The sequence below is a fragment of the Chelatococcus sp. KU-N122 genome (assembly GCF_055391085.1).
The window spans coordinates 417830-434002 of the sequence record NZ_AP043981.1 but is presented as its reverse complement, the minus strand read 5'-3'; the positions used below and the strand labels follow the sequence as shown (position 1 = coordinate 434002).

The window sequence follows — 16173 nt, the reverse complement described above, 5'->3', positions numbered from 1 at the left end:
CTTATTGCGCAGGCAGGAATTCGATCTGGGCGGCATCGGCGGCCGGCGCGAACTCGAAGGTCTTGGCCGGAAGCTCCTTGTTCAGCTCCCAGTTCCTGAGCTCGACCAGGAAGTGCGGATTGCGCTCGGTATCGGTGTAGGTCACCGCCAGCAGGTGCGGCAGCTGCGTCTCCGTGTCGATCCAGATCTGCCATTCGACGCCCTTGCCGGCGAAGGCCAGATGCTTGACCTTGGCATTGTGCAGCTGGCTGGTCTGCACCTCGTAGGCGGTGGTCAGCCCGTCGGTCAGCACCTTGTAGGGGTCGCTGTAGAGGAAGTCGGCCAGCGCGAAGTGGATGCCCTGCTTGCCGGCCGCCTGGAGCGTCTCGTCCAGGGTCGCGGGCGCGTCGAGCTTGCTGAACAGGTTCGTCGTCGTGTCGACGACGTTGAGCGTCTTGCCGTCGTAGACGAAGCGCATGCGCTGGCCGTCGGTGTCGACGACCGCGTTCAGCCGGTTGGGGCGCTGCACCTCGACTCGCGTCGTGCTGAAGAAGGTCAGCATGTTGTTCTGCGTCGAGAGCACCTCGCGCATGCCCCGCGCGCTGACGCTCAACGTCTTGGCGGCGGCGAGCTTGTCGCTCATCGCCTTGACCAGATCGAGGGCCTTCTGGTCGATGACCGGCTTGGGCGCCTCGGCGGGCGCAGCAGCCGCGGTCGCCGGAGCCTGGCTGGCCGGCGCTTGGCTGGCTGGCGCTTGGCTGGCCGGCACTTGGCTGGCCGGCACTTGGGGCGGGGCAGCGGGCTGGGCTGGGGCTGGAGCCGGCGTGGCCGCAGTCTGCGCCATGGCGGTGGTGGTGAGGCATAGCGCGCCCAGGAGCGGCGCAAGCAGGCGAAGTCGCTCGGCGACGAACGTTGACGTCATGGAACCGCTGGCCTCCCTTTGCCCGTTGTCCGTCCGGCGCCACGCACCCCACGGCGGCAACGGCGCCGGCCATACCACAGGTGGGCTTCCGGCCGCCATGGCTAAGGGGCCGGAGGCGCATTCCGGCGGCGCGTGCAACGCCGTTGCGCCGGCGCGACGGACGCGGCCGGCGGCGTTGTTCGCTCCGCCGGCCGATGCTACGAAGCGCCGGAGTGAGGCTTGGCCGACGAGCGGCCGGACGAGCGAGGAGCGGATATGCGCGCGATGGTGCTGGGGACCCTGCTGGTCGCCGCTCTGACGGTCTCGGTGGAAGCCCAGCAGACGCGGCGGGGCGGCGGGCACGATGCTCCTCCCCCTGGCCAGAACTGGCTCGACCTCGGCGACGAGGGCGACGACGAGGACGACGGGTCGGAATACGTACGTGAGAGCGAGGGACAGTCGCCGGTCGACGGCGGCATGGCCGGCAGCGACGACCTCTTCGGCAACGACGTGCTGCCGGGCGGCGTCGGCGGGCCGGACTGAGCTTCGGAGACGTTCCGTTCCGATGTGATCAGCGGGGCGGATCGATGTGGTCCACGCGCTCACGGCGTTCGCCTGCTGCGAAGGCTCGGTTGACGCCTTACGCATTGCGACGGCGGTGCCGGCGCAGCAGAAGCGGGCATGGATCTTGACCTTTCGATCGCAGCGCTGCTGGCCGGCGCGGGCTTGCTCGCCGGCGCCATGAACGCCGCGGCCGGCGGCGGCTCGTTCGTCACCCTGCCGGCGCTGGTGCTCGCCGGCGTGCCCTCCGTCGGCGCCAACGCGTCGAGCACCGTGGCGCTGTTTCCCGGCGCGCTCGCCAGCGCCTACGGCTACCGTGAGGACTTCCGCCCGTTCGACGGCGTCTCGTTCGGCCCCGTGCTCGGCGTGAGCCTGGCCGGCGGCCTCGTCGGCGCGCTGCTTCTGCTGCTGACGCCGCAGCGCGCCTTCGACGGCATCGTGCCGTGGCTGCTGCTCATCGGCACGGTGGCCTTCGCCTTCGGCGCCCGGGCGGGACGCGCCCTGCGGCGCGTCGTGCGCATCGGCCCGGCCACGCTGCTCGGGGCGCAATTCGTCCTCGGCATCTACGGCGGCTATTTCGGCGGCGCCGTCGGCATCATGATGATGGCGGTCTGGAGCCTGCTCGGGCACGAGGATATCAAGGCGATGAGCGCGGCGCGCACGCTGCTGGTCGCCGCCACCAACGCCATCGCCGTCGTCTGCTTCAGCGCCGCCGGCATCGTCCACTGGCCGCAGACACTGATCATGCTGGGCGCAGCCATCGTCGGCGGCTACGCCGGCGCCCGCCTGGCGCGGCGGCTCGACCAGCGCCACCTTCGCTTCGGCATCACGCTGCTGAACGTCGCGATGACGGCGATCCTGTTCTATCGGCTGCGCTAGAGCATGATCCCAAAAAGTGGACACCGTTTTTTTGGACAAGATCATGCTCAGAACAAAGACTTAGCGCGGGGTGATGATTCGAAGAAAAATCATCCCGCCCTAAGCAGGATCAGGAACTTTCGCTGCCGCATCACGTTGTTCGGGCGACCCATCGGCAACGGGCCGTGTTCACACCGAGAGCTGCCAAGGCTAACCGAACAAAGGGACAGGCCGTGCTTGGAACAGTCCTTCTCATCATCATTATTTTGCTTCTGGTCGGCGCTGTGCCGCGGTGGCCTTACAGCGCGAACTGGGGCTATGGCCCCTCGGGCGTGCTTGGCGCCGTGCTCGTCGTCGTGCTGATCCTCCTGCTCCTCGGCCAGCTGTAGCGGGGCCGCAAGGCTGCGGCTGCGCCGCCCACCCGACGATGGTCGATCACCCGGGCGCGAGCCCGGGTGATTTCGTTTGTGCGGTCCGTTCAATCCTGCCACACGGCAACACGTGACGTGGGCGTCGAGACGCGTCGGGGGCAAGGGCGCGCGGTCGACCGCGCCGCTGTTCGTGATCGTGAAATCGCCCAGGTTGTCACGGATGGGGATGCGTGCGCCCGCACGGCGAATCTGGCATTCGCCTCACGCGGGGCGGCGCGCTTAACGAATATCGGGTCAATGCCAAGCGGGCGGCTGCCGCGAGCCGCTGCTGGCCGAACCCGACCGAGGGGCTGGTGCCATGAAAGCGAGCCGCGTCGTGGCGGTCGTCATCGTCCTTGCGGCCGTCGGCTGGATTGCATCCGGCATGCTGACGCGTGAGCCGCACAAGGTGGCGGACGCCGGGGCGCCGGCGGCGGCCGAGGCGCGGCCGCGCTTCAAGGTCGCGGTGATGACGGTGACGGAGGAGGAGCGGGCCCGCAAGGTCACCGTGTCCGGCCGCACCGAGGCGGACAAGCGCGGCACGGCCGTCGCCCGCGTCGCCGGCATCATCAAGGAGCTCAGGGTGAAGCGCGGCTCCGAGGTGAAGACCGGGGACGTCATCGCGGTGCTGCTGGACGAGGGCCGCTCGGCGGCGGTCGACCAGGCCCGGGCGAAGCTCGCCCAACGCCGTATCGAGCTCGAGGCGAAGCTGAAGCTGATCGAGAGCGGCGCCTACGCCGCCCTCAACAAGCCGCAGCTCGAGGCCGAGCTGAAGGCCGCCACCGCGAGCCTGGCGCTGGCCGAGGCGGAGCAGGGCAAGAACGAGGTGCTCGCCCCCATCACCGGCGTGGTCAGCGACGTGCCGGTCCAGGTCGGGCAGGCCCTGGCGCTCAACGCCACCCTGGCCGAGATGGTGTCGCTCAACCCGATGCTCGCCGTCGTCGAGGTGTCCGAGCGGCAGCTCGGCGGCATCACCGTCGGCGACGAAGCGCGCGTCAAGCTGGTCACCGGCGCCAGCGGCAAGGGCCGGATCCGCTTCATCTCGCCCACCGCCAGCAAGGGCACGCGCACCTACCGGGTCGAGATCGAGCTCTACAAGAGCAAGGGCGTCGTGCCCGACGGGGTGACGTGCGAGGCCGCGCTGTGGCTTGCCAAGGTGCCCGCCGTGGCGGTGCCGCGCTCGGCCCTGACCTTCTCGGCCGAGGGGCGGCTCGGCGTGCGGACCGTGCAGGACGGCAACAAGGTCTCCTTCCTGCCCATCGAGGTGGTGGAGGACACGCCGGCCGACATCTGGGTCGCCGGCGTGCCGGGCGCCAGCAAGGTCATCGTCCGCGGCCAGGATTTCGTGAAGGAGGGCGAGGTCGTCGAGCCGGTGGCGGCTGGCGCGCCGCTGACCTGATGGCCAATCCCGTCGACTATGCGATCAACCACGCCCGGCTCACCATCGCCACCCTGCTGTTCCTGCTGGTGGCCGGCCTCACCGCCTACGTCTCGATCCCCAAGGAGGCGGAGCCGGACGTGCGTGTGCCGATCATCTACGTCAACGTGCTCCAGCGCGGCATCAGCCCGGAGGATTCCGAACGGCTGATCCTGCGGCCGCTCGAAACGCAGCTGAAGTCGGTCGCCAACATCAAGGAGATGCGCAGCGCCTCCTACGAGGGCGGCGGCTACGTGCTGGTGGAGTTCGAGGCCGGCTTCGATTCCAACGCGGCGCTGGCCGACGTGCGGGCCAAGGTCGACCAGGCCCGCAAGGACCTGCCGCGCGATGCCGACCAGCCGATCGTCATGGAGGTCAACCTCTCGCTGTTCCCGGTGCTGGTCGTCGGCCTCGGCGGCGACGTGCCGGAGCGGACGCTGCTGCGGCTCGCCCGCCAGGCCAAGACCGTCATCGAGCAGGCGCCGGGCGTGCTGTCGGCCGAGCTGCGCGGCGCCCGCGACGAGGCGGTCGAGATCATCGTCGAGCCGATGCTGCTCAAGAGCTACGGCATCTCGCTCAACGATTTCGTCAACACCGTCTCGGCCAGCAACAGCCTCGTGGCGGCCGGCGCCATCGAGAGCAGCACCGGGCGCTTCGCGGTCAAGGTGCCGGCGCTGATCGAGGAGCCGCAGGATGTGCTGAAGCTGCCGGTGGCCTCGTCCGGCGCCGCCACCGTCACCCTGGGCGAGGTGGCCGAGGTGCTGCCCACCTTCCGCGACGCCACCTCGATCACGCGCATCAACGGCAAGCCGGCGATCACCGTCGAGGTCAAGAAGCGCAGCGGCGCCAACCTCATCGACACCGTCGACGCCACCAAGAAGGCCGTTGCCGAGCTCCAGCGCAGCTGGCCGGCCAACGTGCAGGTGAGCTTTACCCAGGACAAGTCGAAGAACATCCGCGCCATGCTGCACGAGCTGCAGAACAGCGTCGTCACGGCAGTGCTGCTGGTCGTCATCATCATGCTGGTGGTGCTCGGCGGCCGCGCCTCGATGTTCATCGGCATCGCCATCCCCGCCTCGTTCCTGGCCGGCATCCTCGGCCTGCAGATGGCCGGCCTCACCATCAACATCGTCGTGCTGTTCTCGCTCATCCTGGCGGTCGGCATGCTGGTCGACGATGCCATCATCGTCTCGGAATTCGCCGAGCGGCGCATGGCGGAGGGGATGGCGCCCAAGGCCGCTTATGCGCTGGCGGCCAAGCGCATGGCCGGGCCGGTGATCTCGGCGACGCTGACCCGCATCGCCGCCTTCTCGCCGCTGCTGTTCTGGCCCGGCGTCGTCGGCCAGTTCATGAAGTACATGCCGCTGACGCTGATCGCGACGCTGTCGGCGTCGCTGGTCGTGGCGCTGTTCTTCACCCCGACGCTGGGCGCGCTGCTCGGCCGGGCGTCGGCCGCGCCGCACGACGAGCGCGTGCGCGACGACGGCTTATATATGCGCACGGTCCGGCTCGCCATCGCCCACCCCCTCGCCACGCTCGGCCTCGCCGTGCTGCTGCTCGTCGGCGTCATGCAGGCCTACGGCCGCTTCGGCCACGGGGTGGAGTTCTTTCCCGACGTCGAGCCCGACTACGGCCTGGTGCAGGTGCGGGCGCGCGGCAATCTTTCCATGACGGAAAAGGACCGCATCGTCCGCCAGGTCGAGGACCGCCTGCTCGGCATGGGCGAGATCGAGACCGTCTACGCCCGCTCGGGCGAGGGCGAGCGCGGCTCGAGCGACGTCACCGAGGATACCGTCGGCACCATCCAGTTCTCCTTCGTCGACTGGCGCCAGCGCCGGCGCGCCTCGCAGATCATGACCGACATCCGCGAGCGCACGCAGGACATTCCGGGCGTCATCATCGAGGTGACCAAGCCCAACGCCGGGCCGGCCACCGGCAAGCCGATCGCCATCCAGCTCAGCGGCATCGACAGTGCCCAGCTCTTCCCCGCGGCGCGCAAGACCGCGGAGCTGCTGCGGGCCCGCGCCGACACCCGCGACGTGGACGACGGCCTGCCGCTGCCGGGCATCGACTGGAAGATCGACGTCGACAAGGCGGAGGCGGCGAAGTACGGCGCCAGCCCCCTCGGCGTCGGCACCACCGTCCAGCTCGTCACCAACGGGCTCAAGGTGGCGGAGTACCGGCCGATCGACACGGACAAGTCGGTCGACATCCTCGTGCGATTCCCGGCGGCGATGCGTAGCCTCGACACGCTCGACGCGCTGCTGCTGCAGACGCCGGTGGGCGCGGTGCCGATCGCCAACTTCGTCGCCCGCAAGCCGATCGACCGCGTCAGCCTGATCAATCGCGTCAACGCCCAACGGGTGGTCAACGTCACCGCCAATGTCGCCGGCGGCGTGCAGACGGCCGTGGTGCAGCAGGAGGTGACCGAGGCGCTGCGGCGGCTCGAGCTGCCGGGCGTCACCTTCAAGCTCAAGGGCGAGGACGAGGAGCGCCAGAAGGCGGGCGCCTTCCTCGCCAAGGCCTTCGGCGCCGCGCTGTTCCTGATCTTCGCCATCCTGCTGGCGCAGTTCAACAAGTTCAGCAGCGTCTTGCTGACGCTCTCGGCGGTGGTGCTGTCCACCATCGGTGTGCTGATCGGGCTCATGGTCATGGGCCAGCCGTTCGGCGTGGTGATGACCGGCATCGGCATCATCGCCAACGCCGGCGTCATCGTGAACAACAACATCGTGCTGATCGACACCTACGACCGGCTGGTGCGCGAGGGCTCGGCGGCGCGCGAGGCGATCCTGGAGACGTGCCGCGAGCGCGCGCGGCCGGTGGTGCTGACCGCCGTCACCGCGGTGCTGGGCGTGCTGGCCATCGCCTTCGGCATCAATCTCGACTTCGTCAAGCGCACGATCGACTACGGCGCGCCCTCGACGCAATGGTGGGTGAACCTCTCGACCGCCATCGTTTTCGGGCTCGGCTTCGCCACCATCCTGACGCTGGTGGTGACGCCGGCGGCGCTGATGGCCATGGCCCGCGCCGGCGCCTGGCGGCGGGCCAGGCGGGCAGGTGCCGCCGGCCAGCCGGCTGCCGCCTCGGCCGCGAGCGCGCCGGCGGAATAGGCGCTCCGTGCCGGGGCGGCCGCAGCCGAGCCGCCGCGCCGGTCGGAAAAGGCATTCATATTCAAATCGTTATTGAAGTGCTTCGGCGTCGGTCGCCTCCAGCCGATGGCAAAGCGCATGAGCGCCGGGTGTGGTTGGGCTCGGCCCGAGCGTCGAGAGCTGGGCGGCTCCGAGCCCGGAGAATGCATACGACGCGGCAGGCCTCATGCGGAGGAATGCATCCTATGCCGCCTCTTGCCGTGGGCGACGGGCGGCCTACTTATGGTAAACGTGTCAGACGGAACATAAACGGAACAAACGGCACCTAGGCTGGGGGCGGACGATGGTCGTGACGCCAGATTCACTGTCGCGTCATGGGCCGGATCGATTCTCCCGCACGGTATCGTGTGATTCGTTGGCTTCCGCGAGCAAGGGAGAACCCGATGCCAGCTGCGTCCACTCTGACGGCGGTCTCGCCGACGCGCCGGAGCGGCAATCTGCGGGAATGGGCACGCGCTGCCTACGCAGCCGTCCGGGATGAAACCGAGCGCCGCGTCGCGCCGCTGTCGGACGAGGACCAACTGATCCAGTCCATGGCGGACGCCAGCCCCGCCAAATGGCACCGGGCTCACACCACGTGGTTCTTCGAGCAGTTCCTGCTGGTGCCGCACGCGGCCGGCTACAAGCCGTTCGATGAGCGCTTCGCCTTCCTGTTCAACTCCTACTACGTCAGCGCCGGGCCTCGGCACGAGCGACCGCGGCGCGGCCTCATCACCCGTCCGACGGTGGCCGAGGTCGGGCACTACCGGGCCCACGTCGATGCCGCCATGGCGAACCTCATCGCGGAGGCGGACGAGGCCACGCTCGAGGCGATCGCGCCGCTCGTCGAGATCGGGCTCAACCACGAGCAGCAGCATCAGGAGCTGATGCTGACCGACATCCTGCACGGCTTTGCCCACAACCCGACCGATCCGGTCTACGCCGCCGGCTGGCGCCTGCCGTCACCCACCGGCGGCGATGCCACGTCGGTGCCCGGCGGCATCTACCGCATCGGCCACGAGGGGCAGGGCTTCTCGTTCGACAACGAGGCCCCCAACCACCAGGTGCTCGTCCATGCGGTCACGATCGGCCCGCTGGTCACCAACCGCGAGTGGCTCGCCTTCATGGCGGAGGGGGGCTACAGCGACCCGCTGCTGTGGCTCTCCGACGGCTGGGCGACGGTCCAGCGCGAGGGCTGGGAGGCGCCCGGCTATTGGCGCCAGGTCGACGGCCGCTGGTTCCAGATGACGCTGGCGGGCATGCAGCCGGTCGATCCGGCGGCGGCGGTCTGCCACGTCAGCTATTACGAGGCGGACGCCTATGCGCGGTTCGCCGGCAAGGACCTGCCGACCGAACAGGAATGGGAGGTGGCGGCGGCCGGCGGCTTGCCGGATGCCTTCGGCATCGTCTGGCAGTGGACCCGCAGCGCCTACGGCGCCTATCCGGGCTACCGGCCGGCGCCGGGAGCGCTCGGCGAATACAACGGCAAGTTCATGGTCAACCAGCTGGTGCTGCGCGGCTCGTCGGTGGCGACACCGTCCGGCCACGAGCGGCTGACCTACCGCAACTTCTTCTATCCCCACCATCGCTGGCAGTTCACAGGCTTGCGCCTCGCCGACTACGTCCGCACCGCCCCTGGGCGGGATGGTGGCGCCGCCAAGGAGGTCAACGCGTGACGGTCGTCCCCCGCTTCGAGATCGCGCAGCGCGTGGCGCCGCCTTTCGCCAACAATCCCTTCGCCCTCGACCTGGTGCAGGGTCTGTCCCAGAGCCCCAAACAGATCTCCCCCAAGTATTTCTACGACGAGGCCGGATCCGAGCTGTTCGAGCGGATCACGGCCCTCGACGAATACTATCCCACCCGCACCGAGATCCGCATCCTGCGGGAGCGGGCGGGCGACATCGCCGCCCTTGTGCCCGACGGCGCCGCGCTGGTGGAGTTCGGCAGCGGCTCGAGCACCAAGGTGCGGCTGCTGCTCGATCGGTTGCCGGGGCTCCACGCCTACGTGCCGGTCGACATATCCGACGGCTTTCTGCACAGCAGCGCCGAGGCGCTGCAGGCCGACTACCCGGCGCTGCGGATCGCGCCGGTCGCGGCCGACTTCACCCAGCCGTTCGCGCTGCCCGCGGCCCTTGCCGGCCGCCCCCTGGTCGGCTTCTTCCCGGGCTCGACGATCGGCAATTTCGAGCCGGCCGACGCGGCCGTGTTCCTGGCCCATGCGGGATCCATCCTGGGGCCGGGCGCATCGATGATCGTCGGCGTCGACCTGGTGAAGGACACGGCGATCCTCAACGCCGCCTACGACGACCGCGAGGGGGTCACCGCCGCCTTCAATCTCAACGTCCTGGCGCGTGCCAACCGTGAGCTCGGCGCCGACTTCGAGCTCGGGGCCTTTGCCCATAAGGCCTTCTTCAACGTCGAAGCCAGCCGCATCGAGATGCACCTGGCGAGCCTGAGCGCCCAGGACGTGCAGGTGGCGGGCGTGCGGCTGCGCTTCGGCCGGGGCGAGACCATTCACACCGAGAACAGCTACAAGTACACTCCGGACGGCTTCCGGGCGCTGGCCGGCCAAGCCGGCTGGACGAGCCGGGCCGTCTGGACCGATGCCAGGCAGCTGTTCTCGGTGCACGTCCTGGCCAAGGCCTGAGGCTAGAGCATGTCCCGATCGGATGGAGTCATCCGATCGGATGGGCATGCTCCACCTTTTTGAATCTGGAGCGCTTCTCCTCGAGAGGGTAGGGCTCAGCCGATCGACTGGAAGCGCTCCGGCGGACCGCGCGGCGGCCGTCGCTGCGTTGTCACATTGGTGCGTCCGTTCTAGCCTATACGCGGGCGATCGAAGGGCCCAAGTCACCGGTCGTGGATGGAGACAGTGCAATGTTCGACGCCAAGCAGATTCTGGACGCGATGGTCGGTGCCGGCGCCATGGGCGGCCAGCCCCAATCGTCCCAGCAACAGGCCCCGGCCGCCCAGGGCGGCCTCGCCGACATGCTGAATCAAGCGCTCGGCGGCCTGACCAACGGCCAGGCGGCGCAGCCCGGCCAGCAGCCCGGTCTGGGCGGCCTCCTCAGCCAGGTCCTGGCCGGCGGTCAAGGCGCCGGCGCGGGGGCAGGCGCGGGCACCGGCGGGCAGCCGGGCGGCAGCCTCGGTGACCTGCTCGGGCAGGTGCTCGGCGGCGGCCAGGGTGGTGCGGGCGGCGCGGCCGCCGCGGGCGGCCTCGGCGGCCTGCTCAGCCAGATCCTGGGCGGCGCCCAGGGCGGCGCGGCCGGCGCTCCCTCGACCGGCAGCGCGGCCGCACCGGCTGGCAGCCCCGGCTCCGATCCCTCGGCCGGCGGCCTCGGCGGCCTGCTCGGCCAGATTCTCGGTGGTCAGGGCGGACAGGGCGGCAGCGGCCTGGGTGGCGCATTGGCCGGCGGCGCGGCAGCGGGCGGCCTTGGCGGTCTCCTCGGCCAGCTCCTGGGCGGCGCCACGCAGAGCGGCGCGTCCGACCAGCCGGGGTCCAACCCCGGCGCGACCATCGGCGACAGCCTGAGCAAGGTTGCCGGTCCGCAGACCGGCGGCATCCTGCAGAACGCCATCTCCTTCGCCCAGACGCCGCAGGGCGCCGCGATCCTGGCGGGGCTCGCAGGCCTGATGGTCACCAAGGCGACCCACACCCTCAGCAGCAATGCGGCCCAGCTCGGCGGCGCCGCGCTGATCGGGGGCCTGACCTACAAGGCCATGAAGAACTGGCAGGGCGGGGCCCAGCCCCAGGTGACGCAGGCCAGCGCGCCGGCCATCGCGCCGCCCGGCTCGGGTTTCGAGCCCAAGGATCTGACGCACGACGACGCCACTGTCCTCATCAACGCGATGATCGCCGCTGCCGCCGCCGACGGCTCGGTCGATCCGGCAGAGCGCGCCAAGATCGCCGGCACCCTCCAGCAGGCGGGCTTCAATCCGGCCGCAGCGTCGTACCTGGATCAGGCTTTCTCCAATCCGCCGTCGGTGCAGGATCTCGCCAACGCGGCCTCGTCGCCGGAGCAGGCCGCGCAGATCTACGAGGCGGCGCGCATCACCATCGACCCGGACTCGCCCGCCAATGCGGCCTTCTTGAACAACCTCAAGCAGGCGCTCGGTCTGGACGATTCCCTGGTCGCTCACCTGGACGCGGCCGCCCAAAGCACCCGGGCCTGAGCCCTGGAGCGCTTCGCGATTGGGTGGAAACACCCAATCGCGGAGAAGCGCTCCAGCTTCCAAAGCTTCTGAGCATGTCGATGCAATTGGATGATCTCATCCAATTGCGAAATGCTCTGCGCCTCGCGGCGCCGCGGCAGCTGGGGCGGGCTCGCCACAGCCCCGCCGCTGCGCCCGGGCCTGCAAGTCGAGGCCGCTCCTTCTCCACGACGTGGTGGGGGAGGGGCGGCACGATTCGACTTTCTTTATGGCTTCAGAACAAGAGCTTACGGTCGTGGTCGCAGCCTTCCTCGCGCCTTCGGCCGCGGGCTGTGTGCGTCCGATTGGCCGGCGGGCGATCTGCCGGGCCAACGCGTGGCGGACGAGCGCGCGCGGCAGGACATGCATTGACAGGTGGGGCGGAGGTACCTACGTCCGCCGGCCGAACCTGTTGAGGAGAGCCACGCCGACATGATGGACCGCCGTTTGTTTCTGGCCGCCTCGGCCGCGACCGCAGCCATGGCCAGCACGGGGTTTGCACCTGAGGCGCTGGCGGCGTCCGATCTCAAGCTCGGCAATCCCGTCGATTTCTCCTTCGAAGCCCTCAAGGCGCGCGTGCGCACCATGGCGACCCAGCCCTATCGGCCGGCGCCGTCGCCGGACCCGGCGGTGCTGAACCAGATCGACTACGACGCGCACGGCAAGATCAAGTTCAATCCGGACTACGCGCTGTTCGCGGACGGGCCCGGCCAGTTTCCTGTCACCTTCTTCCATCTCGGCCAGTGGTTCCAGAAGCCGGTGCGCATGCGCGTGGTGGCCGACGGCAAGGCGCGCGAGATCGTCTACGAGCCGCGCTACTTCGACATGCCCGCCGACTCGCCCGCCCGGCGCCTCAAGGAGAACGCCGGTTTCGCCGGCTTCCGCTTCCAGGAAAGCCGGCTGGGCGACCAGGCGGCCAAGCCCTGGCAGAAGAACGATTGGGTCGCTTTCCTCGGCGCATCCTATTTCCGGGCCATCGGCGAACTCTACCAGTACGGCCTGTCGGCACGCGGCGTCGCCGTCAACGTCACGGTGGCGGAGGCGCCGGAGGAGTTTCCGGACTTCACCGAGGTCTATTTCGAGACCCCCAAGGACAACGGCCCCTCGGTCACCGTCTACGCCCTGCTCGAAGGCCCTTCCGTCGTCGGCGCCTACAAGTTCATCATGACCCGCGACAAGGCGGTGGTGATGGACATCGAGGCCGCGCTCACCGTGCGCAAGCCGGTGATCCGCTTCGGTCTGGCGCCGCTCACCTCGATGTTCTGGTTCTCCGAGACGGTGAAGCCGACCGCCGTCGACTGGCGGCCGGAGGTGCATGATTCCGACGGTCTCGCCATGTGGACCGGCAGCGGCGAGCGCATCTGGCGGCCGCTCAACGATCCACCGCGCATCAGCGCCTCGGCCTTCCAGGACATGGATCCGCGCGGCTTCGGCCTGATGCAGCGCGATCGCAACGGTGATCACTTCCAGGACGGCGTCTTCTACGAGAAGCGGCCGAGCGCCTGGGTGGAGCCGGTGGGCCAGTGGGGCAAGGGCTCCGTCCAACTGATCGAGATCCCGACCGACGACGAGATCCACGACAACATCGTCGCCATGTGGGTACCGGCCGAGCCCGCCACTGCGGGCCGCAACTATGCGCTGCGCTACCGCCTCCACTGGGTTGCCGACGAGCCCTTCCCGAGCGATCTCGCCCGCTGTGTCGCGACGCGTCTGGGCAACGGCGGCGTGCCCGGGCAGCCGCGCCCCAAGGGCGTGCGCAAGTTCATGGTCGAGTTCCTCGGCGGCCCGCTCAAGAACCTGCCGTTCGGCGCCAAGCCCGAGGTGGTGCTGTCCGCCTCGCGCGGCACTTTCTCCTACGTCTTCACCGAGGCGGTGCCCAACAACGTGCCCGGCCACTGGCGCGCGCAGTTCGACCTGACGGTCAGCGGCAACGACCCGGTCGACATGCGCTGCTACCTGAAGCTCGGCGACCAGGTGCTGACGGAGACCTGGCTCTACCAGTACCTGCCGTTCTGACGCAGCTGGCGGCGCGCTCCACCCCTGGACAAATGCAACAGTAGAACATTACATACTGGGCGATGGTCCAGTCTGCGCACGTTCACGCCCATGCTGCCCGCCGCGCCCAGGGGGCGAGGCCGTCATTGCTGCGGGCGGCGGTGGCGGATCGGGCCGTCGTGGCCGTGGTGCTGCTCCTCGCCCTGTGGGCGGCCATCGCCGCCGTCATCGGAGCCTCGGCATGAGCGCAGAGCGCGCGGCATCGTCGGTCCTCGCCTCGTCGGCGCAGGCCGTGGCATCGGACGGGCCCATAGCTGCCCGGCCTTTGGCCGCTATTCGCTTCGACGATGTGACCCTGGGTTACGACCGGCATCCCGCGGTGCATCACCTCGACGGGGCGATCGCCAGCGGCAGCCTGACGGCGATCGTCGGTCCCAACGGCGCCGGCAAATCCACCCTGCTCAAATCGGTCGCCGGCCTCATCAAGCCGCTGGGCGGCCACATCCGTGTCGGCCGGCCGGGCGAGCGCATCGCCTACCTTCCGCAGCTGACCGACCTCGACCGCAGTTTTCCGATCAGCGTCTACGATCTGGTCGCCATGGGCCTTTGGCACCGGGTCGGCGTCTTCGGGCGCATCGGCCGCAAGGAGGCCGGGCGGGTCGAAGAGGCGATCGCGGCGGTCGGGCTTACCGGCTTCGAGCGGCGGCCGATCGGCAAGCTCTCCGGCGGCCAGCTGCAGCGGGCCTTGTTTGCGCGGCTGTTGGTGCAGGATGCGGCCCTGATCGTGCTCGACGAGCCGTTCAATGCGCTCGATGCCAAGACCACGGCGGATCTGCTCGACCTGGTGCGCCGCTGGCACCAGGAGGAGCGCACTGTCATCGCTGCCCTGCACGATCTGGCGACCGTCGAGCAGACGTTTCCCGAGACGCTGCTGATCGCCCGCGAGCCGATCGCCTGGGGCCGGACGGCGACGGTGCTCACACCGGAGAACCTGCTGTCGGCGCGGCGGATGATCGAGGCGAGCGATCCGCATGCGCGGGCCTGCGACCGAGCCGCCTAAGCAAATAGAGGCGCGCGTGAACCTTCTCTATAGCTGGCTCGCAGCTCCCTTCGTCGACTTCGATTTCATGCGGCGCGGGCTGGTCGGCGCCGTCGCGCTGGCGCTCTCCGGCGCGCCGGTCGGCGTCTTCCTCATGCTGCGGCGCATGAGCCTGACCGGCGATGCCATGGCGCACGCGGTGCTGCCGGGCGCCGCCATCGGCTTCATGCTCTACGGCCTGTCCCTGCCCGCGATGACCATCGGCGGCCTCGTCGCCGGCTGCGCCGTGGCATTGCTTGCCGGCGCCGTGGCGCGGGCCACGAGCTTGCGCGAGGATGCCTCGCTGGCCTCGTTCTACCTGCTGTCCCTGGCGCTCGGGGTGACCATCGTGTCGCTCAAGGGCTCCAACATCGATCTGCTGCACGTGCTGTTCGGCTCGGTGCTGGCCCTCGACGACGCGACGCTGCTGCTGCTCGGCGGCGTCGCCAGCATCACCCTGGTCACGCTGTCGGTGCTCTATCGGCCGCTGGTGATGGAATGCGTCGATCCGGGCTTCCTGCGCTCGGTGAGTCGGCTCGGCGCGCCGACGCACCTGGCGTTCCTGAGCCTCCTGGTGCTCAATCTCGTCGCCGGCTTCCACGCGCTCGGCACGCTGCTGGCCATCGGCATGATGATCCTGCCGGCGGCCACGGCCCGGTTCTGGGCCGAGGACGTGACGGCCATGATCATGCTCTCGGTGGTATTCGCTCTGGTTGCCGGCTGGGCCGGCCTGGTGCTGTCGTTCCACTTCGGGCTGCCGGCGGGGCCTTCCATCATCCTCGCCGCGGGCGTGCTCTACCTCGTCTCGCTGGTGCTCGGCCCGGCCGGTGGGCTGTTACACGGCCTGCTGCCGCAGCGGCATCTGGAGGCGTAAGCGATGCGCCGCTTGGGCTTGCCAAATGGCATGTTAGATGGAAAACATGGATATTATGGATATTTGGATGACTGATTGATGCGGGCGTTCACCACCCATGATCTGAACAAGCAGGTCGGCGAGGTCACCGATGCCGCGGCGAGGGCGCCGGTCATCATCACGCGCCATCGCAAACCCCGATTTGTCATGATGAGCTACGAGCACTACCAGAAGCTACGGGACGACGCTGATCCGCGCCGGGCTTATGGCACGGGCGAAACGCCTGTCGAGCTCGCGCAGGTGTTCTCGGCCGAAATTGCTCGCCTCGCCAAAGGCGAGGGCTATGGTGACGAATGATGACTGGCGCCCGGGCTCCGTCGTTCGCTATCCCTACCTATGGCGCTGGCAGAACGAGCGCGGCGAGAGGGAGGGGCGGAAGGGCCGCCCGGTCTGTGTGGTCGTCGCCCTCCGCGCGGCTGACGATCTTACCCATCTCGCCCTCTTTGCCATATCGAGTCGCCCACCCGGCGCCGACCAGGCTGCCATCGAGGTGCCCGCGATCGAGTGCCGTCGGGCGGGATTGAACGAGCTGCAGCGAGCCTGGATCACGGTGAGCGAGTACAACCATGACGTCTTGGAGCGCTCCTTCTACGTCGACCCCAACGAGCCCGTGCTGGGGCGGTTCAGCCGGTCTTTCATGATGCAGGTTGCGACCGCCGCCACTCCCCTGTTCCAGACAAGGCAGGCCCGCGTTGATCGTATCGATTGAAGCTGGGGCCCATCATGTACCCCGCATCCGGGG

Annotated in this window: 15 protein-coding genes; 14 read left to right on the top strand and 1 reads right to left on the bottom strand. The window is 69.1% G+C overall.

Features of this window, described 5'->3' with window-relative positions:
• Position 1: 1 nt before the first annotated feature.
• On the bottom strand, positions 2–901 hold the full coding sequence (locus ACZ5PO_RS01970) for a DUF2092 domain-containing protein (RefSeq protein ID WP_464189722.1): 900 nt from the start codon (positions 899–901) through the stop codon (positions 2–4).
• A 255-nt stretch (positions 902–1156) separates the two neighbouring features.
• On the opposite strand from ACZ5PO_RS01970, the gene ACZ5PO_RS01965 reads away from it, so the two are divergent.
• The 14 genes from ACZ5PO_RS01965 (at position 1157) to ACZ5PO_RS01900 (ending at position 16140) form a co-directional block, all read left to right on the top strand.
• The gene (locus tag ACZ5PO_RS01965; RefSeq protein WP_464189720.1) at positions 1157–1423 is read left to right on the top strand and encodes a hypothetical protein; all 267 of its coding nucleotides are present in this window, start codon (positions 1157–1159) and stop codon (positions 1421–1423) included.
• 138 nt (positions 1424–1561) lie between these two features.
• The gene (locus tag ACZ5PO_RS01960) at positions 1562–2320 is read left to right on the top strand and encodes a sulfite exporter TauE/SafE family protein (RefSeq protein ID WP_464189717.1); all 759 of its coding nucleotides are present in this window, start codon (positions 1562–1564) and stop codon (positions 2318–2320) included.
• A gap of 212 nt (positions 2321–2532) precedes the next feature.
• Positions 2533–2688 (top strand): DUF3309 family protein, encoded by a 156-nt coding sequence (locus ACZ5PO_RS01955; protein ID WP_464189715.1) that lies wholly within the window; start codon positions 2533–2535, stop codon positions 2686–2688.
• 340 nt (positions 2689–3028) lie between these two features.
• On the top strand, positions 3029–4108 hold the full coding sequence (locus ACZ5PO_RS01950; RefSeq protein WP_464189713.1) for an efflux RND transporter periplasmic adaptor subunit: 1080 nt from the start codon (positions 3029–3031) through the stop codon (positions 4106–4108).
• Positions 4108–7236: an efflux RND transporter permease subunit gene (locus ACZ5PO_RS01945; protein ID WP_464189711.1), complete on the top strand. Its 3129-nt coding sequence runs from the start codon at positions 4108–4110 to the stop codon at positions 7234–7236. Before ACZ5PO_RS01950 ends, ACZ5PO_RS01945 begins: the two co-directional genes overlap by 1 nt.
• A 422-nt stretch (positions 7237–7658) precedes the next feature.
• Complete coding sequence (gene egtB / locus ACZ5PO_RS01940; RefSeq protein WP_464189709.1) at positions 7659–8930, top strand: ergothioneine biosynthesis protein EgtB; 1272 nt, start codon at positions 7659–7661, stop codon at positions 8928–8930.
• Positions 8927–9901 carry an L-histidine N(alpha)-methyltransferase gene (gene egtD / locus ACZ5PO_RS01935; protein WP_464189707.1) on the top strand — a complete coding sequence of 325 codons (975 nt, stop codon included), beginning with the start codon at positions 8927–8929 and terminating at the stop codon, positions 9899–9901. Before egtB ends, egtD begins: the two co-directional genes overlap by 4 nt.
• Before the next feature lie 230 nt (positions 9902–10131).
• Positions 10132–11427 (top strand): tellurite resistance TerB family protein, encoded by a 1296-nt coding sequence (locus tag ACZ5PO_RS01930; protein WP_464189705.1) that lies wholly within the window; start codon positions 10132–10134, stop codon positions 11425–11427.
• Positions 11428–11877: 450 nt separating this feature from the next.
• The gene (locus ACZ5PO_RS01925; protein ID WP_464189703.1) at positions 11878–13461 is read left to right on the top strand and encodes an OpgD/OpgG family glucan biosynthesis protein; all 1584 of its coding nucleotides are present in this window, start codon (positions 11878–11880) and stop codon (positions 13459–13461) included.
• Between the two features lie 62 nt (positions 13462–13523).
• Complete coding sequence (locus ACZ5PO_RS01920) at positions 13524–13685, top strand: hypothetical protein (protein ID WP_464189702.1); 162 nt, start codon at positions 13524–13526, stop codon at positions 13683–13685.
• Entirely contained in the window at positions 13682–14500 is an 819-nt protein-coding gene (gene aztA / locus ACZ5PO_RS01915; protein ID WP_464189700.1) for a zinc ABC transporter ATP-binding protein AztA, read from the top strand. Before ACZ5PO_RS01920 ends, aztA begins: the two co-directional genes overlap by 4 nt.
• A 67-nt stretch (positions 14501–14567) precedes the next feature.
• Entirely contained in the window at positions 14568–15392 is an 825-nt protein-coding gene (locus ACZ5PO_RS01910) for a metal ABC transporter permease (protein WP_464196614.1), read from the top strand.
• A 78-nt stretch (positions 15393–15470) separates the two neighbouring features.
• Positions 15471–15728: a type II toxin-antitoxin system Phd/YefM family antitoxin gene (locus ACZ5PO_RS01905; protein WP_464189698.1), complete on the top strand. Its 258-nt coding sequence runs from the start codon at positions 15471–15473 to the stop codon at positions 15726–15728.
• Complete coding sequence (locus tag ACZ5PO_RS01900; RefSeq protein WP_464189696.1) at positions 15715–16140, top strand: hypothetical protein; 426 nt, start codon at positions 15715–15717, stop codon at positions 16138–16140. The genes ACZ5PO_RS01905 and ACZ5PO_RS01900 overlap by 14 nt, the downstream gene beginning before the upstream one ends.
• Positions 16141–16173: the final 33 nt, after the last annotated feature.